Source organism: Streptomyces sp. NPDC002676, from assembly GCF_053592455.1.
This window is the reverse complement of record NZ_JBSFVT010000003.1, coordinates 492,327-517,366: the sequence shown is the minus strand read 5'-3', so window position 1 is coordinate 517,366 and position 25,040 is coordinate 492,327. Positions and strand designations below refer to the sequence as shown.

General features: G+C 71.3%; 20 protein-coding genes. 4 read left to right on the top strand and 16 right to left on the bottom strand.

Going from position 1 to position 25,040, the window contains the following annotated elements:
- Positions 1-235: 235 nt before the first annotated feature.
- From topA to bldG, 7 genes are all read right to left on the bottom strand, one after another.
- The gene (gene topA / locus ACWD3E_RS12685) at positions 236-3,064 is read right to left on the bottom strand and encodes a type I DNA topoisomerase (protein ID WP_451387529.1); all 2,829 of its coding nucleotides are present in this window, start codon (positions 3,062-3,064) and stop codon (positions 236-238) included.
- Positions 3,065-3,332: 268 nt separating this feature from the next.
- Entirely contained in the window at positions 3,333-3,530 is a 198-nt protein-coding gene (locus tag ACWD3E_RS12680) for a hypothetical protein (protein ID WP_451387528.1), read from the bottom strand.
- 313 nt (positions 3,531-3,843) lie between these two features.
- Complete coding sequence (locus ACWD3E_RS12675; protein ID WP_451387527.1) at positions 3,844-5,373, bottom strand: DUF7059 domain-containing protein; 1,530 nt, start codon at positions 5,371-5,373, stop codon at positions 3,844-3,846.
- Positions 5,374-5,393: 20 nt separating this feature from the next.
- Positions 5,394-6,014, bottom strand: coding sequence for a small secreted protein (locus tag ACWD3E_RS12670; RefSeq protein ID WP_451387526.1), 621 nt, complete (start codon positions 6,012-6,014; stop codon positions 5,394-5,396).
- Positions 6,015-6,209: 195 nt separating this feature from the next.
- On the bottom strand, positions 6,210-8,618 hold the full coding sequence (locus ACWD3E_RS12665) for a sodium-translocating pyrophosphatase (protein ID WP_451387525.1): 2,409 nt from the start codon (positions 8,616-8,618) through the stop codon (positions 6,210-6,212).
- Positions 8,619-8,902: 284 nt separating this feature from the next.
- A complete protein-coding gene (locus ACWD3E_RS12660) occupies positions 8,903-9,331 on the bottom strand; it encodes an ATP-binding protein (RefSeq protein WP_451387524.1) in 429 nt (142 codons plus the stop codon).
- A gap of 159 nt (positions 9,332-9,490) precedes the next feature.
- Positions 9,491-9,832: an anti-sigma factor antagonist BldG gene (gene bldG, locus ACWD3E_RS12655; RefSeq protein WP_010986038.1), complete on the bottom strand. Its 342-nt coding sequence runs from the start codon at positions 9,830-9,832 to the stop codon at positions 9,491-9,493.
- 163 nt (positions 9,833-9,995) lie between these two features.
- Between bldG and ACWD3E_RS12650 the strand changes: the two genes are divergently transcribed.
- Positions 9,996-12,413 carry a DEAD/DEAH box helicase gene (locus ACWD3E_RS12650; protein WP_451387523.1) on the top strand — a complete coding sequence of 806 codons (2,418 nt, stop codon included), beginning with the start codon at positions 9,996-9,998 and terminating at the stop codon, positions 12,411-12,413.
- Here ACWD3E_RS12650 and ACWD3E_RS12645 read toward each other — a convergent pair.
- The 7 genes from ACWD3E_RS12645 to ssd all read right to left on the bottom strand — a co-directional run bounded on the left by ACWD3E_RS12645 (position 12,334) and on the right by ssd (position 17,528).
- Positions 12,334-12,876 carry an Rv3654c family TadE-like protein gene (locus ACWD3E_RS12645; protein ID WP_451387522.1) on the bottom strand — a complete coding sequence of 181 codons (543 nt, stop codon included), beginning with the start codon at positions 12,874-12,876 and terminating at the stop codon, positions 12,334-12,336. The two genes, ACWD3E_RS12650 and ACWD3E_RS12645, sit on opposite strands and share 80 nt — an antisense overlap.
- The gene (locus ACWD3E_RS12640; protein ID WP_451387521.1) at positions 12,873-13,211 is read right to left on the bottom strand and encodes a TadE family type IV pilus minor pilin; all 339 of its coding nucleotides are present in this window, start codon (positions 13,209-13,211) and stop codon (positions 12,873-12,875) included. Before ACWD3E_RS12640 ends, ACWD3E_RS12645 begins: the two co-directional genes overlap by 4 nt.
- A 22-nt stretch (positions 13,212-13,233) precedes the next feature.
- Positions 13,234-13,476 (bottom strand): DUF4244 domain-containing protein, encoded by a 243-nt coding sequence (locus ACWD3E_RS12635; RefSeq protein WP_451387520.1) that lies wholly within the window; start codon positions 13,474-13,476, stop codon positions 13,234-13,236.
- Between the two features lie 81 nt (positions 13,477-13,557).
- A complete protein-coding gene (locus ACWD3E_RS12630; RefSeq protein WP_451387519.1) occupies positions 13,558-14,340 on the bottom strand; it encodes a type II secretion system F family protein in 783 nt (260 codons plus the stop codon).
- Positions 14,337-15,209 (bottom strand): type II secretion system F family protein, encoded by an 873-nt coding sequence (locus ACWD3E_RS12625; protein ID WP_451387668.1) that lies wholly within the window; start codon positions 15,207-15,209, stop codon positions 14,337-14,339. The genes ACWD3E_RS12630 and ACWD3E_RS12625 overlap by 4 nt, the downstream gene beginning before the upstream one ends.
- Complete coding sequence (locus ACWD3E_RS12620; protein ID WP_451387518.1) at positions 15,202-16,425, bottom strand: TadA family conjugal transfer-associated ATPase; 1,224 nt, start codon at positions 16,423-16,425, stop codon at positions 15,202-15,204. Before ACWD3E_RS12620 ends, ACWD3E_RS12625 begins: the two co-directional genes overlap by 8 nt.
- Positions 16,422-17,528: a septum site-determining protein Ssd gene (ssd, locus tag ACWD3E_RS12615; protein ID WP_451387517.1), complete on the bottom strand. Its 1,107-nt coding sequence runs from the start codon at positions 17,526-17,528 to the stop codon at positions 16,422-16,424. The genes ACWD3E_RS12620 and ssd overlap by 4 nt, the downstream gene beginning before the upstream one ends.
- Positions 17,529-18,110: 582 nt before the next feature.
- On the opposite strand from ssd, the gene ACWD3E_RS12610 reads away from it, so the two are divergent.
- The gene (locus ACWD3E_RS12610) at positions 18,111-18,944 is read left to right on the top strand and encodes an HAD family hydrolase (protein ID WP_451387516.1); all 834 of its coding nucleotides are present in this window, start codon (positions 18,111-18,113) and stop codon (positions 18,942-18,944) included.
- Positions 18,945-19,333: 389 nt separating this feature from the next.
- Here ACWD3E_RS12610 and ACWD3E_RS12605 read toward each other — a convergent pair whose 3' ends face one another.
- Positions 19,334-20,158: an oxidoreductase gene (locus ACWD3E_RS12605; RefSeq protein WP_451387515.1), complete on the bottom strand. Its 825-nt coding sequence runs from the start codon at positions 20,156-20,158 to the stop codon at positions 19,334-19,336.
- A gap of 100 nt (positions 20,159-20,258) precedes the next feature.
- Between ACWD3E_RS12605 and ACWD3E_RS12600 the strand changes: the two genes are divergently transcribed.
- Positions 20,259-21,251, top strand: coding sequence for an ATP-binding protein (locus ACWD3E_RS12600; RefSeq protein WP_451387514.1), 993 nt, complete (start codon positions 20,259-20,261; stop codon positions 21,249-21,251).
- 17 nt (positions 21,252-21,268) lie between these two features.
- On the opposite strand, the gene ACWD3E_RS12595 is transcribed toward ACWD3E_RS12600, so the two are convergent.
- The gene (locus tag ACWD3E_RS12595) at positions 21,269-22,516 is read right to left on the bottom strand and encodes a hypothetical protein (protein WP_451387513.1); all 1,248 of its coding nucleotides are present in this window, start codon (positions 22,514-22,516) and stop codon (positions 21,269-21,271) included.
- 381 nt (positions 22,517-22,897) lie between these two features.
- On the opposite strand from ACWD3E_RS12595, the gene acs reads away from it, so the two are divergent.
- Positions 22,898-24,853 carry an acetate--CoA ligase gene (gene acs, locus ACWD3E_RS12590; RefSeq protein WP_451387512.1) on the top strand — a complete coding sequence of 652 codons (1,956 nt, stop codon included), beginning with the start codon at positions 22,898-22,900 and terminating at the stop codon, positions 24,851-24,853.
- Positions 24,854-25,040: the final 187 nt, after the last annotated feature.

The window sequence follows — 25,040 nt, the reverse complement described above, 5'->3', positions numbered from 1 at the left end:
CTTTCAGCCTATCGGCAGCCACCGACAGCCTGCCCCGGCCGCCCGGAGTTGCGCAGGCGCCGACACCGAAGCGATGCCAAGGCGTTCTCTTCGCGAACCCGAGCGAACGAGTCCGGACACGGCGAAGGCGGCCCTCTGTCGTCGAGGGCCGCCCCCACCACCTGTCACTTCTCCGCGCCCGAAGAACCTGATGAACCCGGAGAACCCGGAGAACCCGGAGAACCGGAAGGAACCGTCAGTCCTCCGCGCCGGAAGCCGTCGACTCGGAAGCCGCCGACTTCTTCGCGGTGGTCTTCTTGGCGGTCGTCTTCTTCGCGGCAGCCGTCGTCTTCTTCGCCGCCGTCTTCTTGGCGGCGGTCTTCTTCGCCGGGGCCGCCTTCTTCGCGGGGGCCTTCTTCGCCGTCTTCTTGGCGGGCCCCTTCGCGCGCTTCTCGGCGAGCAGCTCGAAGCCGCGCTCCGGGGTGATCGTCTCGACACTGTCGCCGGAGCGCAGGGTCGCGTTGGTCTCGCCGTCGGTGACGTACGGGCCGAAGCGGCCGTCCTTGACCACGACCGGCTTGCCGGAGACCGGGTCCTCGCCCAGCTCCTTCAGCGGCGGCTTGGCGGCGGCCCGCCCACGCTGCTTCGGCTGGGCGTAGATCGCCTGGGCCTCCTCCAGCGTGATCGTGAAGATCTGGTCCTCGGACTGCAGCGAACGCGAGTCCGTGCCCTTCTTCAGGTACGGGCCGTAGCGGCCGTTCTGCGCGGTGATCTCGACACCGTCGGCGTCGGTGCCGACGACGCGCGGCAGCGACATAAGCCTGAGCGCGTCCTCCAGGGTCACCGTGTCCAGCGACATGGACTTGAAGAGCGAGGCGGTGCGCGGCTTGACCGCGTTCTTCCCCGTCTTCGGCGTGCCCTCGGGGAGGATCTCCGTGACGTACGGGCCGTAGCGGCCGTCCTTGGCGACGATCTGGTGGCCGCTCTCCGGGTCGGTGCCCAGCTCGAAGTCACCGCTCGGCTTGGCCAGCAGTTCCTCGGCCAGCTCGACGGTCAGCTCGTCCGGCGCCAGGTCGGCCGGGATGTCGGCGCGCTGGTGCTCCTCGGTGTCCTTCTCGCCGCGCTCGATGTAGGGGCCGTAGCGGCCGACCCGCAGCACGATGTCGTTGCCCACCGGGAACGACGACACCTCGCGCGCGTCGATCGCGCCCAGGTCCGTCACCAGCTCCTTGAGACCGCCGAGGTGGTCGCCGTCGCCGTTGCCGGCCTCGGCGGCGCCCGTCGCCTCGCCCTCGCCGAAGTAGAAACGCTTCAGCCACGGCACGGCCTGGGCCTCGCCGCGGGCGATGCGGTCGAGGTCGTCCTCCATCTTGGCGGTGAAGTCGTAGTCGACGAGCCGCCCGAAGTGCTTCTCCAGAAGGTTGACGACGGCGAAGGACAGGAAGGACGGCACCAGGGCCGTGCCCTTCTTGAACACGTAGCCGCGGTCGAGGATCGTGCCGATGATCGACGCGTACGTCGACGGGCGGCCGATCTCGCGCTCTTCCAGCTCCTTGACCAGGGAGGCCTCGGTGTAGCGGGCCGGGGACTTGGTGGCGTGGCCGTCGACGGTGATCTCCTCGGCGGACAGCGCGTCCCCCTCGGCGACCTGCGGCAGCCGGCGCTCGCGGTCGTCCAGCTCGGCGTTCGGGTCGTCGGCACCCTCGACGTAGGCCTTCAGGAAGCCGTGGAAGGTGATCGTCTTGCCCGAGGCGCTGAACTCGACGTCGCGGCCGTCGGCGGCGGCACCGCCGATCTTCACGGTCACGCTGTTGCCGGTCGCGTCCTTCATCTGGGAGGCGACGGTCCGCTTCCAGATCAGCTCGTAGAGCTTGAACTGGTCGCCGGTCAGGCCGGTCTCGGCGGGAGTGCGGAAACGATCACCCGAGGGGCGGATCGCCTCGTGGGCCTCCTGGGCGTTCTTGACCTTGGCGGCGTACGTGCGCGGCTGCGGCGGCAGGTAGTCGGCGCCGTACAGCTGCGTGACCTGGGCGCGGGCCGCGGTGATCGCGGTGTCGCTCAGCGTCGTGGAGTCCGTACGCATGTACGTGATGTAGCCGTTCTCGTACAGCTTCTGCGCGACCTGCATCGTGGCCTTGGCGCCGAAGCCGAGCTTGCGGCTGGCTTCCTGCTGCAGCGTCGTCGTACGGAACGGGGCGTACGGCGAGCGGCGGTACGGCTTGGACTCCACGGAGCGCACGGAGAAGCGGGTGTTCTCCAGGGCGGCGGCGAGGGCGCGGGCGGTCGCCTCGTCGAGGTGGAGGATGTTCGCGCTCTTGAGCTGTCCCAGGGAGTCGAAGTCGCGGCCCTGCGCGATCCGCCTGCCGTCGACGGTCTGCAGGCGGGCGACCAGCGACGACGGGTCCGAGGAGTCCCCCGCGCGGCCGGTCGCGAAGGTGCCCGTCAGGTCCCAGTACTCGGCAGAGCGGAAGGCGATGCGCTCGCGTTCCCGCTCGACGACCAGACGCGTCGCCACGGACTGCACGCGGCCGGCGGACAGCCGGGGCATGACCTTCTTCCACAGGACCGGCGAGACCTCGTAGCCGTAAAGGCGGTCGAGGATGCGGCGGGTCTCCTGGGCGTCGACCAGCTTCTGGTTGAGCTGGCGCGGGTTGGCCACGGCCTCGCGGATCGCGTCCTTGGTGATCTCGTGGAACACCATGCGCTTGACGGGGATCTTCGGCTTGAGGACCTCCTGGAGGTGCCAGGCGATGGCCTCGCCCTCCCGGTCCTCATCGGTGGCCAGGAACAGCTCGTCGGAGTCCTTCAGGAGGTCCTTGAGCTTCTTGACCTGGGCCTTCTTATCGGCGTTGACCACATAGATCGGCTGGAAGTCATGTTCGACATCCACACCGAGGCGGCGGACCTCGCCGGTGTACTTCTCCGGCACCTCGGCGGCGCCGTTGGGAAGGTCACGGATGTGCCCGACGCTCGCTTCGACTACGTAGCCGGGGCCGAGGTAGCCCTTGATCGTCTTCGCCTTGGCAGGCGACTCGACGATGACAAGTCGGCGGCCGCCCTGTGCGGTCTCGCTGGTCGGGGACAACTTGGCTCTTCTCTCCGGTCGACGCTGGGGCCTCCCCAGGCCTTCGTCCCGGGGTCGCGGCGTACTGCTGGCACGTGTGACGCTGCGGAGTGTGACGGTACATCCCGCCCCCGTGTCAAACGGGAAAAGCCCACAACGGCCACTCGAACGGTAACCCGACTACCGGCATTCCTGCCGCCCGGAGTGACCGGTACCCCTTCGCCCCCTGTCCGGAGCGTGCTGCTCCCCTTACTCTCGCGACACCCCCGTGACCCTGCCCACGCCGACGTCAGAGGCGGGTGAGGCAGTACACGCCGAGCCCCAGCGCGACGAGCGAGACGGCGCCCGCGAGGGTCGCCGATGCGACCTGGTTCACACCGTGGGCGACCTGCTCCCGGCGTCGCACCCGGGTGACCGTCCACCCCAGCAGGGCGCCCCCGAACAGGGCGAACACCGCTCCCGTGAAGATCGCCGGTCCGCTCTCCATGGCCCCGCCCACCCCTTCCGTACCGCCCGTCCGCCCAGCGCGGGGAGAGTGGCACGCGTGGGAGGCGAGCGGGCGACATCGGGGTGAACCGAGGGTCAACGAGCTACCGAACGCACGATCGAACGATGCCCGGGCGGGCCCGACCAGGGCCGCGCCGCGTAATTTTCCAGCCGTTTTACGACGCCCGCGTGCTCCCGCCACGGCAGCAGCGCGCTCCCGGCCCGTGCCACCGGCATACGGCGACGGTCCGGAAGCGGGCTACGGCGGCCTGCGCAGCCCGCGTACGACAGCCCGCCCGGCCGTCGGGCCCGGCTCAGCGCACCGGGTCCAGGAACCCCTGTTCCACCAGCAGCCGGATCTGCGCGGGCGTGCGGTCGCGGAGCGACACCGGGTCCTCGCCGACCAGCTGGGCGATGGCGTCCAGGATGACGCCTGCGCTCAGCGTGCCGTCGCACACGCCCGCGAAGCCGGCGCCGACCGTGTCCACCTTCGTGGCCCGGCGCATGCCGCGGTGCTGGCGCAGCACCACGTGCTCCGGGTCCTCGGCGCCGGGCAGCCCCACCTGCTCCTGGACCACCTCGGCGGCGAGCTTGAAGTGGCTTTCGAGCAGCGCCGCGTCGTCGTGCTCCCGGAGGTAGTCGATGCGGTCGAAGTGCGCCCGGATGGTGTCCCCGAGGGGCTGTTCGACCGGGTGCGGCCACTCCTCCACGGTGATCGTGGGCTCGGCCGCGCCAGTCCTGCGCAGGGTGATCCAGCCGAAGCCGACCGCCCTGACCTTGCGCGCCTCGAACTCGTCGAGCCAGGCGTCGTAGCGCGCCTGGTACTCCGCCGGGTCCTGGCGGTGGTCACCGGCGTCCCTCAGCCACAGCTCGGCGTACTGCGTGATGTCCTGCACCTCGCGCTGCACGATCCAGGCATCGCACCCGCGCGGCACCCATGACCTGAGCCTGTCCTGCCAGTCCTCCCCTGCCACGTGCTGCCAGTTGGCGAGGAACTGCGCGAACCCGCCCTCGTTCAGCCGTTCCCCCGCCTGCTGAACGAGCGAGCGGCACAGATCGTCCCCGCCCATTCCGCCGTCGCGGTACGTCAGCCGGGTGCCGGGAGAGATGACGAAGGGCGGGTTGGACACGATGAGGTCGAACTTCTCGTCGTCCCGCACCGGTTCGAAGAGCGAGCCCTCGCGCAGCTCGGCGGCGGGCGCGCCGGAGAGCGCGAGGGTGAGCGCGGTGATGTGCAGCGCGCGCGGGTTGAGGTCGGTGGCGGTCACGCGCGTGACGTGCTGGGCGGCGTGCAGCGCCTGGATGCCGGAGCCGGTGCCCAGATCGAGGGCGGCGGCGACGGGCGTGCGCACGGTGATGCCGGCCAGCGTCGTGGAGGCGCCGCCGACACCCAGCACGACGCTCTCGTCGCGCTGCCCGATGCCTCCCGCGCCGCCCACCGCGCAGCCCAGGTCGGACACGATGAACCAGTCCTCGCCGCCGGGACCGCCGTACGGCCGTACGTCCACGGTCGCGGCCACCTCGTCGTCGGCCACGCGGGTGAGCCAACCGGCCTCCAGGGCTTCCTCGACCGGCAGAACGGCCGCCACGCGTGCGTGGGGCACCGGTTGCTGGAGCAGGAACAGCCGTACGAGGGTCTCCAGCGGCGTGTCGCCGCGGGTGGCGCGCAGGGCGGGCACGGTCTCGCTGCGGGCCAGCGCCGCGTACGCGGGGGCGCCGAGCAGATCGAGCAGGCCGTCGGCGGTGAAGGAGGCGGCGAGCAGCGCCTCGCGCAGCCGGGCGGCGGCTGCGGGGCGGTCGGAGGCGGGCAGGGGGGCGAGTCCGGAGTCAGTCACGCCCCCCATTGTGGCCCGCGAAGGCGGCCTCAGCCGGTCGTCGCGGGCGCCTCCGAGCCCAGCTTCTTGCAGCTGGGCTGCTGGGCGATCGCGTTCTGGACGTCGCCCTGCTCCAGGTTCTTGAGCGCCTCGGTGCCGCTCTTGTTCTTGGTCTCCAGCTCCGTCATCTGCGCCGCCACGTCGTGCAGGCCCTTGGCGAATTTCGCCTGGTCCTTGGTGTTGAGCGCGTCGACCTTCTTCTTCAGGTCGGCGTACGAGGTGGAGAGGCCGTTGAGGTTCCTGACCACGTCCTGCTGCCGCTTGGCGCCGCCCTCGATCCCGGGGGGCGCGCCGGCGTTGCTGATGGCAGCGGCAAGCGCCTTGTAACCGTCGGCCATGTCCTGGAAGGCCTTCGAGTCCGTCTTCTGGATGGTCGCGGGCGGGTTGGTGGTGTCCGCGGCCGTCTTGGCGATCGCGGCGTTCGCGGCCTTGATCTTCGCGTCCTGTGCGGGCACCGCGTCGCACACCGTCTTGGCCCAGGCCACCATCTTGGGGTCGGGCCCGCTGTCCTTGCTGCTGCTGGTGCATCCCGACAGCGCTGCCACTACCAGTACCGCACCGCCGGACAGTGCGGCCGCGAGCTTCTTGTTCACCGGATCGGTCCCTTCCATGCTCTCGGCCCCCGGAATCTACACGGCGGACCGAGTCCCTCCACCTTCCGAACGCCCCCTAAGGAACCTTTTGTGACTCTTTGCACCAAGAGAGAGAAGGCTCACGACGTGGCCGAGGCCACACACGACGACGGGCGGGCGGCGCGTCAGCACGCGCCACCCGCCCGCCCGTTGAGCAGGCCTTCTCCGGACGGCCTATGAAACCACCGCGGGATCGGTCGAGTTGGCGACCCGCTCCGTGCTCCCCTCTTCGTCGCCCACGGCGATGCCGCGCCGCTTGGAGACGTAGACCGCGCTCACGATCACCACGAGCGCGAGGACCGCGATCGCGATCCGTACGCCGATGTTCTTGTCCTCGCCGTAGGAGAACTTGATCACCGCGGGCGCGATGAGCAGCGAGACCAGGTTCATGACCTTCAGCAGCGGGTTGATCGCCGGTCCGGCGGTGTCCTTGAAGGGGTCGCCGACCGTGTCGCCGATCACCGTGGCCGCGTGGGCCTCGCTGCCCTTGCCGCCGTGATGACCGTCCTCCACCAGCTTCTTGGCGTTGTCCCAGGCGCCACCGGAGTTGGCGAGGAACACGGCCATGAGCGTGCCCGCGCCGATCGCGCCGGCGAGGTAGGAGCCGAGCGCGCCGACGCCGAGCGTGAACCCGACGAAGATCGGCGCCATGACGGCGAGCAGTCCGGGTGTGGCCAGCTCCCGCAGGGCGTCCTTGGTGCAGATGTCGACGACCTTGCCGTATTCGGGCGTCTCCGTGAAGTCCATGATCCCGGGCTTCTCGCGGAACTGCCGCCGCACCTCGAACACCACCGAACCGGCCGACCGGGACACGGCGTTGATCGCGAGTCCGGAGAAGAGGAAGACGACCGCTGCGCCCGCGACGAGACCGACCAGGTTGTTGGGCTGCGAGATGTCCAGCGACAGGCTCAGCGGCGCGCCCGGCCCGGTGAGCTTCACGCCCACGTCCTGCACGTTGGTGGTGATCGCGTCCCGGTAGGACCCGAACAGCGCCGACGCCGCGAGGACGGCGGTGGCGATCGCGATGCCCTTGGTGATGGCCTTGGTGGTGTTGCCGACCGCGTCCAGGTTGGTGAGCACCTGCGCGCCCGCGCCCTGGACGTCGCCGGACATCTCGGCGATGCCCTGCGCGTTGTCGGAGACCGGCCCGAAGGTGTCCATGGCGACGATCACGCCGACCGTGGTGAGCAGGCCGGTGCCGGCCAGGGCGACCGCGAACAGCGCCAGCATGATCGACGTACCGCCGAGCAGGAACGCGCCGTACACGCTGAGCCCGATGAGCAGGGCGGTGTAGACGGCCGACTCCAGGCCGACCGAGACGCCGGCGAGGACGACGGTGGCCGGACCCGTGAGGGAGGTCTTGCCGATGTCCCTGACCGGGCGCCGGTTGGTCTCGGTGAAGTAGCCGGTCAGCTGCTGGATGACGGCGGCGAGCAGGATGCCGATGGCCACCGCGATCAGGGCGAGGATCCGCGGGTCGCCGCTCTTGGCCCGGATCGCCGCATCCGTGACGCCGTCGAGCTTGTGGTACGACGACGGCAGGTAGACGAAGACCGCGATCGCGACCAGCGCCAGCGAGATCACCGCGGAGATGAAGAAGCCGCGGTTGATCGCGGTCATGCCGCTGCGGTCGCTGCGGCGCGGGGCGACCGCGAAGATGCCGATCATCGCGGTGAGGACGCCGATCGCGGGCACCAGCAGCGGGAAGGCGAGCCCGGAGTCGCCGAACGCGGCCTTGCCGAGGATCAGCGCGGCCACCAGGGTCACGGCGTACGACTCGAAGAGGTCGGCCGCCATGCCCGCACAGTCGCCGACGTTGTCGCCCACGTTGTCGGCGATGGTCGCGGCATTGCGCGGGTCGTCCTCCGGAATGCCCTGCTCGACCTTGCCGACCAGGTCGGCGCCGACGTCGGCGGCCTTGGTGAAGATGCCGCCGCCCACACGCATGAACATGGCGATCAGGGCGGCGCCGAGGCCGAAGCCCTCCAGCACCTTCGGCGCGTCGGCCGCGTACACCAGCACCACACAGGAGGCGCCCAGCAGGCCGAGCCCCACCGTGAACATGCCGACGACGCCGCCCGTGCGAAATGCGATCTTCATCGCGGTGTGCGAGACGGTGGTGAGATCCTTTGCCGGCTCGCCTTCGGCCGGGGTGGCTTCCCGCGCCGCGGCGGCGACGCGCACATTGCTGCGCACGGCGAGCCACATGCCGATATAACCGGTGGCCGCCGAGAACACGGCACCGATCAGGAAGAACACCGATCGTCCGGCCCGCTGATTCCAGTCGTCCGCGGGCAGCAGCATGAGCAGGAAGAACACCACGACGGCGAATACGCCGAGCGTGCGCAACTGCCGGGCCAGATAGGCGTTGGCGCCTTCCTGGACCGCCGCCGCGATCTTCTTCATGCTGTCGGTGCCCTCGCCCGCCGCGAGCACCTGACGGACCAGGATCCCGGCGACCACGAGCGCCGCCAGTGCGACGGCGGCGATGACCACCACCAGGACGCGGTTGTCGTGGGTCAGGACCGCGGCCGCGAGAGTTGTGGGATGACCCAACTGATGAGGGGTAGAAAGCCCCGCCATTCGTCCTCCTTGACGCTTGGGCTGAGCTCAAGATGTGGACGGATTGTAGGTACCCCGGAGTGATCTAAACAGGGCACGGTAAACAGAATTGGCTGTGACGTGCTCTTCAGCAAACCCGAACGAGGTAATGCCTCAAAGGCATTGACGGCCGCATTGACGCTTGATCGAATTATCGGGCTATTGATCGTGAATTTCTTCACGAATTCGGAGTGCCGCGGGAAACAGCCGGTGGAAACACGACAAGGGCCCTGCTCAGCAGGGCCCTTGCGAGGTGGCGGGGTGACTCAGACGAGCGCGGCGGCAGGCGGTGCGGTCGGCCAGGTCATGCGGATCAGCCCGCCGTTCTCCCCGGCGGTGACCTTCACGTCGTCGACGAGGCCGCTGATGACCGCGAGGCCCATCTCGTCCTCCTCGGCCTCCGCCTCGGCCTCCGGGCCGGCCGCGCCGTCACCGGGGACGGCGTGCCGGGCCTCGTCGCCGACCTCGATGGAGAACTGCTTCTCCTCCTCGATCAGCGCCACCTTCACGGGCGCGGTGATACCGCTGCTCTGGTGCAGTCCGACGGCGCGGGAGCAGGCCTCACCCACGGCGAGCCGGACCTCGTCCAGGACGGCCTCGTCCACCCCGGCCCTGCGCGCCACCGCTGCCGCCACCAGCCGGGCGGTACGGACGTGCTCGGGCAGCGCGCTGAAGCGGAGTTCGACGGTGGCCATGCATCCCCCTCGCGACTACGGGCGGGCGTCCGAGGGCCGGGCCGCCGAGAGCCCGGCCCCCCTGATGAACTTCTGTGCCCCGGCCGGACAGGCCCGAGGCGGACCGGGCCTGCCGACGTCCGGGCCGGGCGGCCCGGGGTCGGCGGATGGCCCGGAGGGTCAGTCGGTGGCCGCCACCGCTTCCTCGACCGAGGTGTGGATCGGGAACACCTTGGTGAGACCGGTGATACGGAAGATCTTGAGAATGCGCTCCTGGTTGCAGACCAGGCGCAGCGAGCCTTCATGGGCACGCACCCGCTTCAGGCCGCCCACCAGCACGCCGAGCCCGGTGGAGTCGAGGAAGTCGACGCCCTCCATGTCGACGACGAGGTGGAAATTCCCGTCGTTGACCAGCTCGACCAGCTGCTCACGCAACTTGGGCGCGGTATATACGTCGATTTCGCCACCGACCTCGACGACCGTGCGATCGCCGACGGTACGGGTCGACAGGGACAGGTCCACGGATCCTCCAGCACCTTGCTATCGAGCGGTTCGCCCCTCGGGACACCTCGGCTTGCGGCCCCCGGGGCGCTTCGCCAGCCGCGATGGCATTCAATCACTTACGGCAGGCGTGCACGACGCCTTGGCCCCATTGTCCGTCACGCCAGTGACACACTCGGTGCCGATGGCCAAGAATCACCGATCCGATCGATCCCCGGCGGACCCGGCTTCCCGCCCGTCTCCGGGCGCGGTCCTGCACCGGCTCGCCTCCGGGCCGAGCCGGGCTGCGCGCATCACTCATACGGAGCACTTGCCCCCGCGGGCGGGCCGCCATGCCGTCTGGCCTGACCGGATTCGGTCCGAGGTGATCGCGGCCGTCCAGGCGCGCGGCATCGAGCACCCCTGGGCGCACCAGGCACTGGCCGCCGAGCACGCCCTGGACGGGGACTCGGTGGTCGTCGCCACCGGCACCGCCTCCGGCAAGTCCCTCGCCTACCTCGTGCCCGTCCTGTCCACCCTCCTGGAGGGCTCACAGGCCCCCAACGGCCGTGGCGCCACCGCCCTCTACCTCGCGCCCACCAAAGCGCTCGCGGCGGATCAGTGCCGGTCGGTGAAGGAACTTTCACAACCCCTGGGCACCGCCGTACGCCCGGCCGTGTACGACGGCGACACCCCGTTCGAGGAACGCGAGTGGATCCGCCAGTACGCCAACTACGTCCTCACCAACCCCGACATGCTCCACCGGGGCATATTGCCTTCCCACCCCCGCTGGTCCTCCTTCCTGAAGTCGCTCAAGTACGTCGTGATCGACGAGTGCCACACCTACCGGGGTGTCTTCGGCTCGCACGTCGCCCAGGTGCTGCGCCGGCTGCGCCGCCTGTGCGCGCGCTACGGCGCCTCGCCCGTCTTCCTGCTGGCCTCCGCGACCGCGGCCGAGCCCGCCGTCGCCGCCGGCCGGCTGACCGGCCTGCCGGTGGTCGAGGTCGCCGACGACGCCTCCCCGCGCGGGGAACTCGTCTTCGCCCTCTGGGAGCCCCCGCTCACCGAGCTGCACGGCGAGAAGGGTGCGCCCGTACGGCGTACCGCCACCGCCGAGACCGCCGACCTGCTGACCGACCTCACGGTGCAGGGCGTGCGCTCGGTCGCCTTCGTGCGCTCCCGGCGTGGCGCCGAGCTGATCTCGGTGATCGCCCAGGAGAAACTGGCCGAGGTGGACCGCTCCCTGGTCCGGCGTGTCGCGGCCTACCGCGGCGGCTACCTCCCCGAGGAGCGCCGCGCCCTGGAGCGCGCCCTGCACTCCGGCGAGCTCCTCGGCCTGGCCGCCACCACGGCCCTGGAGCTGGGCGTGGACGTCTCCGGCCTGGACGCCGTGGTGATCGCCGGGTATCCGGGCACACGCGCCTCCCTGTGGCAGCAGGCGGGCCGCGCGGGCCGCTCCGGACAGGGCGCCCTGGCGGTCCTGGTCGCCCGCGACGACCCCCTGGACACCTTCCTCGTCCACCACCCCGAGGCCCTGTTCGACCGACCGGTGGAATCGACGGTCCTCGACCCCGACAACCCCTACGTCCTCGCCCCGCACCTGTGCGCCGCCGCCGCGGAGCTCCCGCTGACCGAGGAGGACCTGGACCTCTTCGGCCCCGCCTGCGCGGAGCTGCTGCCGCAGCTGGAGGCGGCGAAGCTGCTGCGCCGCCGGACCAGGGCCTGGCACTGGACACGCCGGGAGCGGGCCGCCGACCTGACCGACATCCGCGGCGCGGGCGGGCGCCCGGTCCAGGTCGTGGAGTCCGGCACGGGACGCCTGCTGGGCACGGTCGACGCCGGTGCCGCGCACTCCACGGTGCACGAGGGCGCGGTGCACCTGCACCAGGGCCGCACCTATCTGGTGCGCTCCCTCGACCTGGAGGACTCGGTGGCCCTGGTCGAGCAGGCCGACCCGCCGTACTCGACGGTCGCCCGCGACACGACCTCGATCGCCGTCCTGGAGACGGACACCGAGATCCCCTGGGGCACCGGCCGCCTGTGCTACGGCTCCGTCGAGGTCACCAACCAGGTCGTCTCCTTCCTCCGCCGGCGCCTGATCACGGGCGAAGTACTGGGCGAGACGAAACTCGACCTCCCTCCTCGTACGCTGCGCACACGCGCGGTGTGGTGGACGGTCACGGAGGACCAGCTGGACGAGGCCCGGATCGACCCGGAGATCCTCGGCGGCTCCCTGCACGCCGCCGAGCACGCCTCGATCGGCATGCTGCCCCTCTTCGCGACCTGCGACCGCTGGGACATCGGCGGCGTCTCCGTGCCGCTCCACCCCGACACCCTCCTTCCCACGGTCTTCGTCTACGACGGCCACCCCGGCGGCGCGGGCTTCGCCGAGCGCGCCTTCCACACCGCCCGCGCCTGGCTGGCCGCCACCCGCGAGGCCATCGGCTCCTGCGAGTGCGAGGCCGGCTGCCCGTCCTGCATCCAGTCCCCCAAGTGCGGCAACGGCAACGAGCCGCTGCACAAGAGGGGCGCGGTACGACTCCTCACGGTCCTGCTGCGAGGGGCGCCGGAGCAGCCGGAGCCTTCGGCTCGGCAGCCGCGGGAGGATTCGGCGGCGGGTTAGGCCGTTCGGGTGAGAGGGCGAGGGTGGGGCGGGGCGGAAATGGCTCCCGGAGGCTGCCGGGCGCCCCGGCCGGAGGCTGCGACGCCACCGGACCCGCCGGGCCCGCTCTCGCCCTGACCTCCGCCGCGAAGGGCCCCCGGCCCGAGGCCGCGGTCACGTCCGAGGTCTCGCCCACGATCGCGCACCGCACCAGCCGCACGCCCTGGGCCGCGGCCACCCGACTCGCGCGGGCACAGGCCTCCGTGCCGCCCTCCGCCCAGTGGTCCGCCGCCGCGAGCGCTGCCAGATCCGCCCCGCCGGCCGCCCGGTGCCGGACGACGACGGCCTGCCCGAGGGCGAGCACGACGCCGAACACCACACACAGCAGGGCGATTGCCCCGAGGCTCCAGACGGTCGCGGAGCCCCGGTCGGAGCCGCAGCCGCGCGAGCCGTCCCCGCACCCGCGCCGCATGACCCGCCTCATGGCCCCGCCCCCTTCGTCCCCACGGTCTCCTCGGCCAGCGCCACGGCCTCCTCCCGTACCTCGAACGGCAGTCCGCTCAGCACCGGCGGCCTGGCCACCACCGTCACCCGGACCTGGTCGCCCTCGCGCCCGACGGTCACCCGCGCCCCGCGCGGTGCCGCGTCCCGGGTCACCCGCAGCACCGCCTCGGCCGGGTCCTGGCGGGCAGCGGACCGGGCGCCCGCGCGGGCGGCGTCCACGCACTGGATCTGGGCGGCCACCACGAGCAGCCCCCAGACCAGCGCCATGGTGAACGCCACCAGCACGGACAGCACCACGGCCGCCTCGGCGGTCACGAACCCCCGGTCCCCCGCTCGCTCACATCCGCGCACTGAGGGCTCGCTTCACGATCGCCTGCAGCTCCGCCTTCACCTGGCCGCTCGTGACGACCTCGTAGAGCAGCAACGCGAACCCGACCGCCGCGATGATCCCCATCGCGTACTCGGACGTCACCATCCCCGCGTCCCGTCCCGCGCCCCGGCGGCACGTCTCCCGCAGCCACGCCGCGGCTGCCCTGACCGCCGTACTCACCCTGCCCGTCCTGCTGATCTTCGTGCTCATCTCAACCCCCATGAGGTTCGGTCCTGTTGTTCTTCTCTGCTGTTCTTCGTGTTCACGTGTGCTCGGCCGTCCTCGCTCGTCTCACCTCCCTCCCACCACGCCGCCCGCGAGCCCGATCACGACGGGCAGCACGCCGATCGCGATGAAGGCGGGCAGGAAGCACAGCCCCACCGGCGCGGAGACCAGCACGGCCGCCCGGCGCGCCCGGGCCGTGGCGGTGCGGGACCACTCCGCGCGCGCGTCCGAGGCGAGGCGGGCGGCCGGTCCGGCCGCCGGGAGCCCGGACTCGTCGGCCCGGCGCAGCAGCCGCGCCAGCGCCCCGGCACCCGGCAGCTCGGCCAACCGCCGCCAGGCGTCCGCCGGTTCGCCGCCGAGCCGCACCTCCGCCGCGCCCCGCGCCAGCTCCTCGCCGACGGGTCCGCCGAGTGCCTCCCCCACCGCCTGGGCGGCGATCACCGGGCCGGCACCGGCGGCGATGCATGCCGCCAGCAGGTCGGCGGCGAGAGGGAGTTGGCGTGCGGCCCGCGCAGTGTCGACCTCCGCCACGCGGTTCCCCTCCGGTTGGTGCCGACGCCACCGCCACAGCGCCGCGCCGGTGACCAGCCCCAGCAGGGCCCCGGTGAACCCGCCGACCAGCACCCAGGCTCCGCACACCGCCCCGGCCGGGGGCAGCCATCGCCGTACGGCGCCCGCGAGGCCGTAGGACTGCCTGGGTGTCACCGCGAAGTGCGCGGCCAGCAGCTCGGCCACCCGACGCCGCGCCCGGCGTCGGCGCCGGACCAGGTCCAGCCGGTGGACCGACCAGCCCAGGGCCGTCACCACGGCCACCGCCACCCCCAGCCTGTGGACGACTTCCCCGCTCATACCGCCTCCGCTCCCCGCACGATCCGGGCGGCCCACCACACCCCTGCCGCCTCGAACGCCGCCCCGGCCACGAGGCAGCCCAGCCCGGCCCCGGTGTGCAGCAGGACCCGCAGCGGGTGGGCACCCATCGCCGCGCCGAGCAGCAGCCCGAGGGCGGGCAACGCGGCGAGCAACAGTGCCGTGGTCCTCGCACCCGCCAGCTGGGCGCGCAGGTCGGCTCGTTGGTCCCGTTCGGTACGCAGGGCCCCGTCCAGCCGGTCCAGGCCGGCCGCGAGTCCGGCGCCCTGGTCCACGGCCACCCGCCAGCACGCGGCGAGCCCCAGCAGACCTTCGGCGCCCGGTTGCCGGGCCGCCGCGGCGAGTGTGCCGGGCACGTCTCCGCCGAACCGGGCCGCGGCGGCCACCGCCGGCTGCGCGTCCCCCAGGCCGCCGGAGTCCCGCGCGGCCCGCAGCAGCGCCTCGCCGGGCTGCCGTCCGGCACGCACCTCCCCGGCGAGGGCACCGCACAGGGCGATCACCGCGTCCGCCCGCCGCTCCCGGGCCCGCCGGGCCTGCCCTGCCAGCCGCACCCGGCGCAGCACCGGCACTCCGGCCGCCCCCGCGAGGGCCGGGATCACCGAGGCGCCCACCAGTGCGAGCAGCAGCCCGGCGGCGAGCGACCACCACTCGGCACCCAACCGGTCGTACCGCCGCCGGAGTTCGCCGAGGGCCTGTTCCCAGGAGGGCGGTCCGGTGGCCACCACTCCGCCGCCTGCGAGCAACAACCGCGCCCGCCGCGTCCCGTAGTGCCGCCCGCCGAGCACCCACACCGCGCCCCCGAGGCACACCGCAGCCGCCACCCACATCTCGCCCATCCCCGTCTCACCCATCGCTTCGGTCACTCCGATCACTCCCGAACCCGCCCGTTCCGCCGAGCAGTCGCCGCAGCCGCTCCCAGCCGCACTCCCTGGCGAAGGCCCGATCGCCCCAGCGCAGCGCGGGTACCGTCCGCACCAGCCCCGTGGACTCCCGCTCCAGCACGTGGACTTCGGCGATCCGGCGCCGCCCGGACCGGTCCCGTACGAGGTGGAGCACCACGGAGACCGCCGCCGCCAGCTGGCTGTGCAGCGCGGCCCGGTCCAGCCCGGCCGCCGTGCCGAGCGCCTCCAGGCGGGCCGGTACGTCCGCGGCGGCATTGGCGTGGACAGTTCCGCAGCCGCCCTCGTGGCCGGTGTTGAGCGCGGCCAGCAGGTGCACCACCTCGGGGCCGCGCACCTCCCCGACGACCAGCCGGTCGGGCCGCATCCGCAGCGCCTGCCGGACGAGGTCCTCCAGGGTGACCAGGCCCGCGCCCTCCTGGTTGGCGGGCCGGGTCTCCAGCCGTACGACGTGCGGGTGGTCCGGTCTCAGCTCGGCCGAGTCCTCGGCGAGCACGATCCGTTCGCCCGGTCCGACCAGGCCGAGCAGGGCGCTCAGCAGGGTCGTCTTGCCGCTGCCGGTGCCGCCACTCACCAGGAAGCTCAGCCGGGCCGCCAGCAGCGCGCGCAGGATCCGGTCGCCGCCGGGCGGCACGGTGCCGGCCGTGACGAGTTCGTCGAGGGTGAACGCCCGGGGCCGTACGACCCGCAGGGACAGGCAGGTGCAACCGACGGCCACCGGGGGCAGCACGGCGTGCAGCCGGGTCCCGTCGGGCAGCCGTGCGTCCGCCCAGGGCCGTGCGTCGTCCAGCCGGCGTCCGGCCACGGAGGCCAGGCGCTGCGCGAGGCGCCGTACGGCGGCGGCGTCGGGGAAGGCGACCGATGTCAGTTCCAGGCCGCCGCCCCGGTCGACCCAGACCCGGTCCGGGGCGGACACCAGGACGTCGGTGACGTCCTGGTCGGCGAGCAACGGCTCCAGGGGACCGGTGCCGACGAGTTCGGACCTCAGGTGTTCGGCCGCGCCGAGCACTTCGGCGTCGCCGAGCACGCGGCCCTGTTCGCGCAGTGCCTGGGCCACCCGCGCGGGGGTGGGTTCGGCGCCGCTTTCCGCCAGCCGGCGCCGGACGCCGTCGAGCAGGGCCGCGCCGTCGGTCCGGCCGAGTCCGGGAAAGGTGCCGGGAGGGGTCATCGCGCGTCTCCCGCCTCGACCAGGGTCCGCTCCCAGAAGTTCGCGCAGAAGCGGGCCAGGGGGCCGCGTCCGGTCGCGGCGGGCGGTTTCGCCCCGCCCTGCGGGCGGAGCAGCGCCGGTTCGACGGGAACCTGGCCGGCCAGCGGCAGGCCGAGCAGCCTGGCCACCTCCCGGTCGTCGAAGCCGGGCGCGTACGGCCCGCGCACCGCCACCCGCAGGTCGCGTACGACCATGCCGACGGCGGCGGCGACGCGTCCCGCGGCGGCGACCGCCCGCAGTTCGGCGGGGACGACCAGCAGCGCCAGGTCGAGCTGGGCGAGGGCTTCGGCGACTCCGTCGTCCAGGCGGCGGGGCAGGTCGACCACGACGGTGCCGCCGCGCCGCCGGGCGGCGGCGAGCACCGCGCGGACGGCCTGGTGCGGGACGGCGACGCAGTCGCCGCGGTCCCAGCTGAGCACCCGCAGCGCGTGCAGTTCGGGCAGCGACTCCTCCAGGGCGCCGCCGCCGACCCGGCCGCGCGAGGCGGCGAAGGCGGGCCAGCGCAGTCCCTCGGTGCTCTCGCCGCCGAGGAGTACGTCGAGTCCGCCGCCGAGCGGATCGGCGTCCACGAGCAGAGTGCGCAGTCCCTCGCGCGCGGAGGTGACAGCGAGCGCGCAGGCGAGGGTGGACGCGCCGGCCCCGCCCCGGCCGCCGATCACCCCGACGGTGAGGGCCGGGCGGCCGACACCCTCGGCGACGTCGGCGATCCGGTCGACCAGCCACTGCTCGCCGTCGGGCAGCATCAGGACGTGGTCGGCACCGATCTCGACGGCCCTTCGCCACACCCCTGAGTCGTCCTGGTCGCGGCCGACCAGCACCACTCCGCGCCGACGGCCGGCTCCGCTCACCCGGCGGGCGGCGTCGTCGCCGACCAGGACGAGCGGGGCCGTTTCCCAGCCGCCGCCGCGTTCCGGAACGCCGTGGTGGACCTCGGGCGTGGCACCGGCCGCCGCGCACAGGCGCAGCAGATCATCCAGCAGTTCGGCGTCCTCGGTGACGATGAGCGGCCGACCGGGCCTGCTTGCCCCGGCGGGCGGCGGGTCATGGGTGACGGTTCCGGTCACGTGTGCTCCCCCTTCGCTGCGTGTTCCGCGCGGACCCCTGCGGCCACGCGATTCCCAGACATGTGAAGAACCGGCATGCGGCCTCCATATGAGCGGCCGGCGGAAACCGGCCATACGCGCTCCGGCAATGGGAACCGGCCATGAACTCGCCGGCTCGGACCGCGCTGGAATCACGATGGGGCGAAGCTCGAAATCATGTGGATCTTGGTGGAAATCTGTGGACAACTCAGCGGCTGTGAATATCGATGTCACCCATACCGGTGACCCCTGTACTGATCCCTGTACGACTTCCGCAGAGCAGCCCACTGATTACCCTGAGTAACAGATCATGGGCATGGCGAAAGCGGCGGCCGAAGCCGCCGGTCCGGAGCCTCACGACTCCACAGAGAAGAGAAAACCCACCCGGACATGCGACGACCCCCGCCGGGGGGGAGAGCGGGGGTCGTCCCCACGGCCGACTCGGGGGGGGAGGAGTCGGACCGGGTTAGCACGGTCGCGAACGATCCGTGACTTCCATGGTGTACCCGAGAGCCCTCTCAGGCAAACCCACGCGCCCCACCTTACGCCGAATGGTGGGCGCCTATGCTCTGGGTCGTGGAAAACCACTCCTTGCCCCGCGCAGCAGCCTTCTTTGACCTGGACAAGACGGTCATTGCGAAGTCGAGCACGCTCACCTTCAGCAAGTCCTTCTACCAAGGCGGACTGATCAACCGCAGGGCCGCACTGCGTACCGCATACGCCCAGTTCGTCTTCCTGGTCGGCGGCATGGACCACGACCAGATGGAGCGCATGCGCGAGTACCTGTCGACGCTGTGCCGCGGCTGGAACGTCCAGCAGGTGCGCGAGATCGTCGCCGAGACGCTGCACGACCTGATCGACCCGATCATCTACGACGAGGCCGCCTCCCTCATCGAGGAGCACCACGCGGCCGGACGCGACGTCGTGATCGTGTCCACCTCGGGCGCGGAGGTGGTCGAGCCGATCGGCGAGCTGCTGGGCGCGGACCGGGTGGTGGCCACGCGCATGGTCGTCGGCCCCGACGGCTGCTTCACCGGGGAGGTGGAGTACTACGCCTACGGCCCGACCAAGGCCGAGGCGGTCCGGGAACTGGCCGCCTCCGAGGGGTACGACCTCGACCGCTGTTACGCCTACAGCGACTCCGCGACCGACCTGCCGATGCTCAAGGAGGTCGGGCACCCGCACGCCGTGAACCCGGACCGCGCGCTGCGCCGGGAGGCACTCGCGCGCGAGTGGCCGGTTCTGGAGTTCCGCCGGCCCGTGCGCCTGAAGCAGCGGCTGCCCGCACTGTCCGTGCCGCCGCGCCCGGCCCTGGTCGCGGCGGCGGCCATAGGCGCAGCCGCCGCGACCGCGGGCCTCGTCTGGTACACCAACCGGCGCCGCGGCACGGTGTCCTGACCGGCCTCCCGGCCGGCCTCGCGGCCGGTTTCCCGGCTGCCTCCCCGGCCACCTTTCCGGCCGATTCGACCCGTTTTGAGCCTGAAAATAAAGATGTGGAGGCAGGGGTACCGCTTGCCCCTGGCGTGCAGTACAAAGGATTTAAGGCCCGCGAGACCACAGGACATCCGAGAGGATCACCTACTACTACGCAGTCGGCCCCACGGACCCTTGCATGAACATCGGGCACCCACGCGACGTCGACCCGTCGATTACGGGCCAGCCGCACCAGGTGACGGGCAAAGCACCCCGGCCTGATGGGCAGATATCGAGGACGCCTGGTAACCGGGTGAACATGCCAGCGGCGGTACGAGGATTCGTACCGCCGCAACCCGTTCAGGGGGCGTTTCTCAGGCCGCGCCGCGCTGCAGCGCCTCGCACACCGCCGTCGACTCGCGCACACCCAGCTCGACAGCCTTGCCGCAGTGCGCGATCCAGGCCGCCATGCCCTCGGGGGTCCCGGAGACGTACCCGTCCAGTGCGGCCAGGTAGGAGGCGCGCCCGAGTTCGGCGTACCCCACCTCGGCCGGGCAGACCGACTTGGGGTCCAGGCCGCTCCCGACCAGCACGATCCGCTCGGCCGTGCGCGCGACCAGGCCGTTGTGGGAGACGAAGGGGCGCAGCGCCAGCAGCTCGCCGTGCACCACGGCGGCCGTCACCAGCGCGGGCGCCGAGCTTCCCGCGATGATCAGGTCCGCCAGGCCCTCCAGCCTGCCGGACACCTCCTGGGCATCCGGCAGCGGCAGCTCGACCAGCGGCTCGTCGACCGCCTCGCCCGCCTGGCGCGGTCGGCCGACCTCGTCGCCCTGGGTCGCGGCGGCCACCAGATGCAGCCGGGCCAGCACCCTGAGGGGCGACTGCCGCCAGACGGAGAGCAGCTGGCCCGCCTCCGCGGTCAACCGCAGGGCCGCGCCCATGACGCGCGCCTCGGGGTCGCCACTGAAGTCCGTGCGCCGGCGCACCTCCTCCAGCGCCCAGTCGGCGCCGGACAGCGCCGCGGAGCCGCGGGCGCCGCGCAGCGCCGCCTCGGAGGTGATCTCGTTGCTGCGGCGCCGCATGACCCGGTGCCCGTAGACCCGGTCCACGGCCTTGCGCACGGACTCCACGGACTCGGCCACGCCGGGCAGGGAGCCCAGGGCTGCGAGCGGATCGGCGGTCGCGCCTGTCGTACTCATGAGTACGACAGTAGCCACCCCACCGCCCCACCCCACGATGGAGTGGTCTTCTTCACTCGGATTGACACGCACAGCTATCACCCGACTACCGTTGGTGAACATGAAAATTGCTTTCGTCGGGAAGGGCGGCAGCGGCAAGACCACGCTCTCCTCCCTCTTCATCCGCCACCTCGCGGCTGCCGGCGCCCCGGTGGTCGCCATCGACGCGGACATCAACCAGCATCTCGGCCCCGCACTCGGCCTCGACGAGGGGGAGGCCGCCGCGCTGCCCGCCATGGGCGAGCGGCTGCCGCTGATCAAGGACCACCTGCGCGGCGGCAATCCGCGCATCGCGTCCGCCGCGACGATGATCAAGACGACCCCGCCCGGCGCGGGCTCGCGGCTCGTCCGGGTGCGGGAGCCCAACGCGATCTACGACGCCTGCGCGCGTCCGGTGGAACTCGACGGCGGTGCCGTCCGTTTGATGGTCACGGGCCCCTTCACGGACGCCGACCTGGGGGTCGCCTGCTACCACTCCAAGACGGGAGCGGTGGAGCTGTACCTGAACCACCTCGTCGACGGCCCCGACGAGTACGTCGTGGTCGACATGACGGCGGGTTCGGACTCCTTCGCCTCCGGCATGTTCACCCGCTTCGACATGACGTTCCTCGTCGCCGAGCCGACCCAGAAGGGGGTCTCCGTCTACCGCCAGTACAAGGAGTACGCCCGCGACTTCGGGGTCGCCCTGAAGGTCGTCGGCAACAAGGTCCAGGCGCAGGACGACATCGACTTCCTCCGCGCGGAGGTCGGGGACGACCTGCTCGTGACGGTCGGGCACTCGGACTGGGTGCGCGCCATGGAGAAGGGCCGCCCGCCCCGGTTCGACCTCCTGGAAGAGACCAACTCCCATGCCCTGCAAGTCCTTCGGGCCGCCGCCGATGCCATGTACGAGCTGCGGGACTGGGAGCGCTACACCCGCCAGATGGTGCACTTCCACCTGAAGAACGCCGAGGCGTGGGGCAACGAGCGCACCGGGGCCGACCTGGCGGCGCAGATCGACCCCGGGTTCGTGCTCGGCGAGAACATCGACGAGGGTGTGGCGGCCCCCGCCTGACGGCCGCCGCTCGCCGCCTACTGCCTGACCGCCGGCGCCCCGGGCACGCCCTTCGGTGCCGGGGCCGGGCGGCCGGAGAGGAAGGACGCCCAGCCCTGCCTGGGGGCCTCGCCCACGTTCAGGGTGCGCATCTTCTGAAGGACCTGCGGGTCCTGGGCGTCCAGCCAGTCGACGAGCTGATGGAAGGAGACGCACCGCACGTCCGGCTTGTTGCACACCTCCTTCACCACGTCCTCGACGGCGCGCATATAGGTGCCGCCGTTCCAGGACTCGAAGTGGTTGCCGATGATCAGGGGCGCGCGGTTGCCGTCGTAGGCCCGGTAGAAGCCCTTGATCAGACCGTCCCGCATCTGATCGCCCCAGTAGGCGAACTTGTCGGGGTCGCCCTGGGTCTTGGTGCCGGACTGGTTGACCATGAAGTTGTAGTCCATGGTCAACTGCTCATAGGTGTGCCCGGGGAAAGGCACCAGCTGCATCGACAGGTCCCACAAGCCGTCCTTCTTCTTGGGCCAGACCTGGTTGTTGACGCCACTGGAGTCATAGCGGAAGCCGAGCTGGCGGGCCGCCTTCATGAAGTTCTTCTGCCCTTCCAGGCAGGGGGTGCGGGCGCCGATCAGCTCCCTGTCGTAGTCGAAGGGCAGCGGCGACGACTTCTTCATGCCGGTGTTGGTCTTCCAGGACTTCACGAACTGCTTGGCCTGGGCGATCTCGCTCTTCCACTCGTCCACCGACCAGGTGCCGACCCCGCCGTCGGGGCCGCAGAAGTGGCCGTTGAAGTGGGTGCCGATCTCGTTGCCCTCCAGCCAGGCCAGCCGTACCTGCTTGAGGGTGTCGGCGATGCCCTGCTCGTCGTTGAAGCCGATGTCGGAACGGCCCGGCGAGTGCTGCGGCGGCCTGTACAGGTCGCGTTTCTCCTCCGGCAGCATGTACACACCGCTGAGGAAGTACGTCATGGTCGCGTGGTTCTCCTTGGCGACCTTGCGGAAGTGCGAGAACAGCTTCTGGCTGTCCTCGCCCGCCCCGTCCCAGGAGAACACCACGAACTGCGGCGGCTTCTGACCGGACTTGAGCCGCTCCGGTCCGGGCAGATGCGGCTGCGCGCCGGTGTACGAGGTGGACCCGTCGCCGATCAGCCGGACGACACTGTTCTTCTGCGGGCCCGGCGCCCCTTCCCTGGAGCCGTCGCCGCTCGCGCAGCTGGCGAGCGGCGCGGCACAGGCCGCGGCGGCCATGGCGCCGACGGCGATCCTCTTGGTGGCGGCCATGTTCCGCCCACCTACTTCCTTCTCTCAGACAAACGCTGACGAGGGCCTTTTCTGGTGATGTGCCGGGTTGTGCCGACAGTGCCGTCAAGGTCGCACGAGACCGAGAAGGAATTAGTACGACAAGCCGATAAAATTACTAGTTCATCCATCTGAGGGAATGACTACGCCTTTTGCGATGAAAAGCCATACGTGACCTTTACTCCGCATTGCGAGTCATTTACTGAATGGCCGACATGGGGACAGCGAGCGGCTCTGCTGCGGACAGGTCTACACCAATTTCCCGGCCGCCCTTGTCACCGGCCCCCGCGTCTGATGAGCTGTGGCCTGGGACACAACGGACACCCCAGGAACACAACGGACACCCTTGGAAAGGGAGATGTCGTGAGCAACGAGAGCCTGGCCAACCTGCTCAAGGAAGAACGCAGGTTCGCGCCGCCCGCTGACCTGGCCGCGCATGCCAACGTCACCGCGGAGGCGTACGAGCAGGCCGAGGCTGACAGGCTCGGCTTCTGGGCGGAGCAGGCCCGGCGGCTGACGTGGGCCAAGGAACCGACCGAGACGCTGGACTGGTCGAACCCGCCCTTCGCGAAGTGGTTCAAGGACGGCGAGCTGAACGTCGCCTACAACTGCGTGGACCGGCATGTGGAGGCCGGGCACGGGGACCGCGTCGCCATCCACTTCGAGGGCGAGCCCGGCGACAGCCGCGCCATCACCTACGCGGAGCTGAAGGACGAGGTCTCCAAGGCCGCCAACGCCCTGCTGGAGCTGGGAGTTCGCAAGGGCGACCGGGTCGCGATCTACATGCCGATGATCCCCGAGACCGCGATCGCGATGCTGGCCTCGGCCCGGATCGGCGCCGCGCACTCGGTCGTCTTCGGCGGCTTCTCGGCGGACGCGCTCGCGACCCGTATCGAGGACGCGGACGCCAAGGTCGTCATCACCTCCGACGGCGGCTACCGGCGCGGCAAGCCGTCCGCGCTGAAGCCCGCCGTGGACGAGGCGATCGAGAAGGTCGACAACGTCGAGCACGTGCTCGTGGTGCGCCGTACCGGGCAGGACGTGGCCTGGACCGAGGGGCGGGACTTCTGGTGGCACGACCTGGTCGAGCGCCAGTCGGCCGAGCACACCCCCGAGGCGTTCGAGGCGGAGCACCCGCTGTTCATCCTCTACACCTCCGGTACGACGGGTAAGCCGAAGGGCATCCTGCACACCTCCGGCGGCTACCTCACGCAGGCGGCGTACACGCACTGGGCGGTGTTCGACCTCAAGCCCGAGACGGACGTGTTCTGGTGCACGGCCGACGTCGGCTGGGTCACCGGACACTCGTACATCGTCTACGGGCCGCTGGCCAACGGCGCGACCCAGGTGATGTACGAGGGCACGCCGGACACCCCGCACCAGGGCCGGTTCTGGGAGATCGTGCAGAAGTACAAGGTCACGATCCTCTACACCGCGCCGACCGCGATCCGGACGTTCATGAAGTGGGGCGACGACATCCCCGCGAAGTTCGACCTGAGCAGCCTGCGCGTCCTGGGTTCCGTCGGCGAGCCCATCAACCCCGAGGCGTGGATCTGGTATCGCAAGCACATCGGCGCCGACAGGACGCCGATCGTGGACACCTGGTGGCAGACCGAGACCGGCGCGATGATGATCTCGCCGCTGCCCGGTGCCACCGAGACCAAGCCCGGCTCGGCCCAGCGCCCGCTGCCCGGCATCAGCGCCACCGTCGTCGACGACGAGGCGAACGAGGTGCCCAACGGCGGCGGCGGTTACCTCGTCCTGACCGAGCCGTGGCCGTCGATGCTGCGCACCATCTGGGGCGACGACCAGCGCTTCCTCGACACGTACTGGTCGCGCTTCGAGGGCAAGTACTTCGCCGGCGACGGCGCGAAGAAGGACGACGACGGGGACATCTGGCTGCTGGGCCGCGTGGACGACGTGATGCTCGTGTCCGGGCACAACATCTCCACCACCGAGGTGGAGTCGGCGCTCGTCTCGCACCCGTCGGTCGCCGAGGCGGCCGTCGTCGGTGCCGCCGACGAGACCACCGGCCAGGCGATCGTCGCCTTCGTCATCCTGCGCGGCACGGCCTCGGAGGACGACAGCCTGATCGCGTCCCTGCGCGACCACGTCGGCGCCACGCTCGGCCCGATCGCCAAGCCCAAGCGGATCCTGCCGGTGGCGGAGCTGCCGAAGACCCGCTCCGGCAAGATCATGCGCCGCCTGCTGCGGGACGTGGCCGAGAACCGGCAGCTCGGTGACGTCACCACGCTGACCGACTCCACGGTCATGGACCTCATCCAGACCAAGCTCCCGGCGGCGCCGAGCGAGGACTAGGGCCTACGGCAGGACCAGGGCGTACGACAGAAGGGGCGCCCGGCGTAGAACACGCCGGGCGCCCTTTTTGCGCATAACGTACGGATAACCGGATGCATCCCCCGGCAACCTTAGGTAAACTAAGCAAAGCCCGACGTGAAGGGCCCTCAAGGTGTGCCGGGAAGTCTGGTCGGCAAGCGTTCCGCCC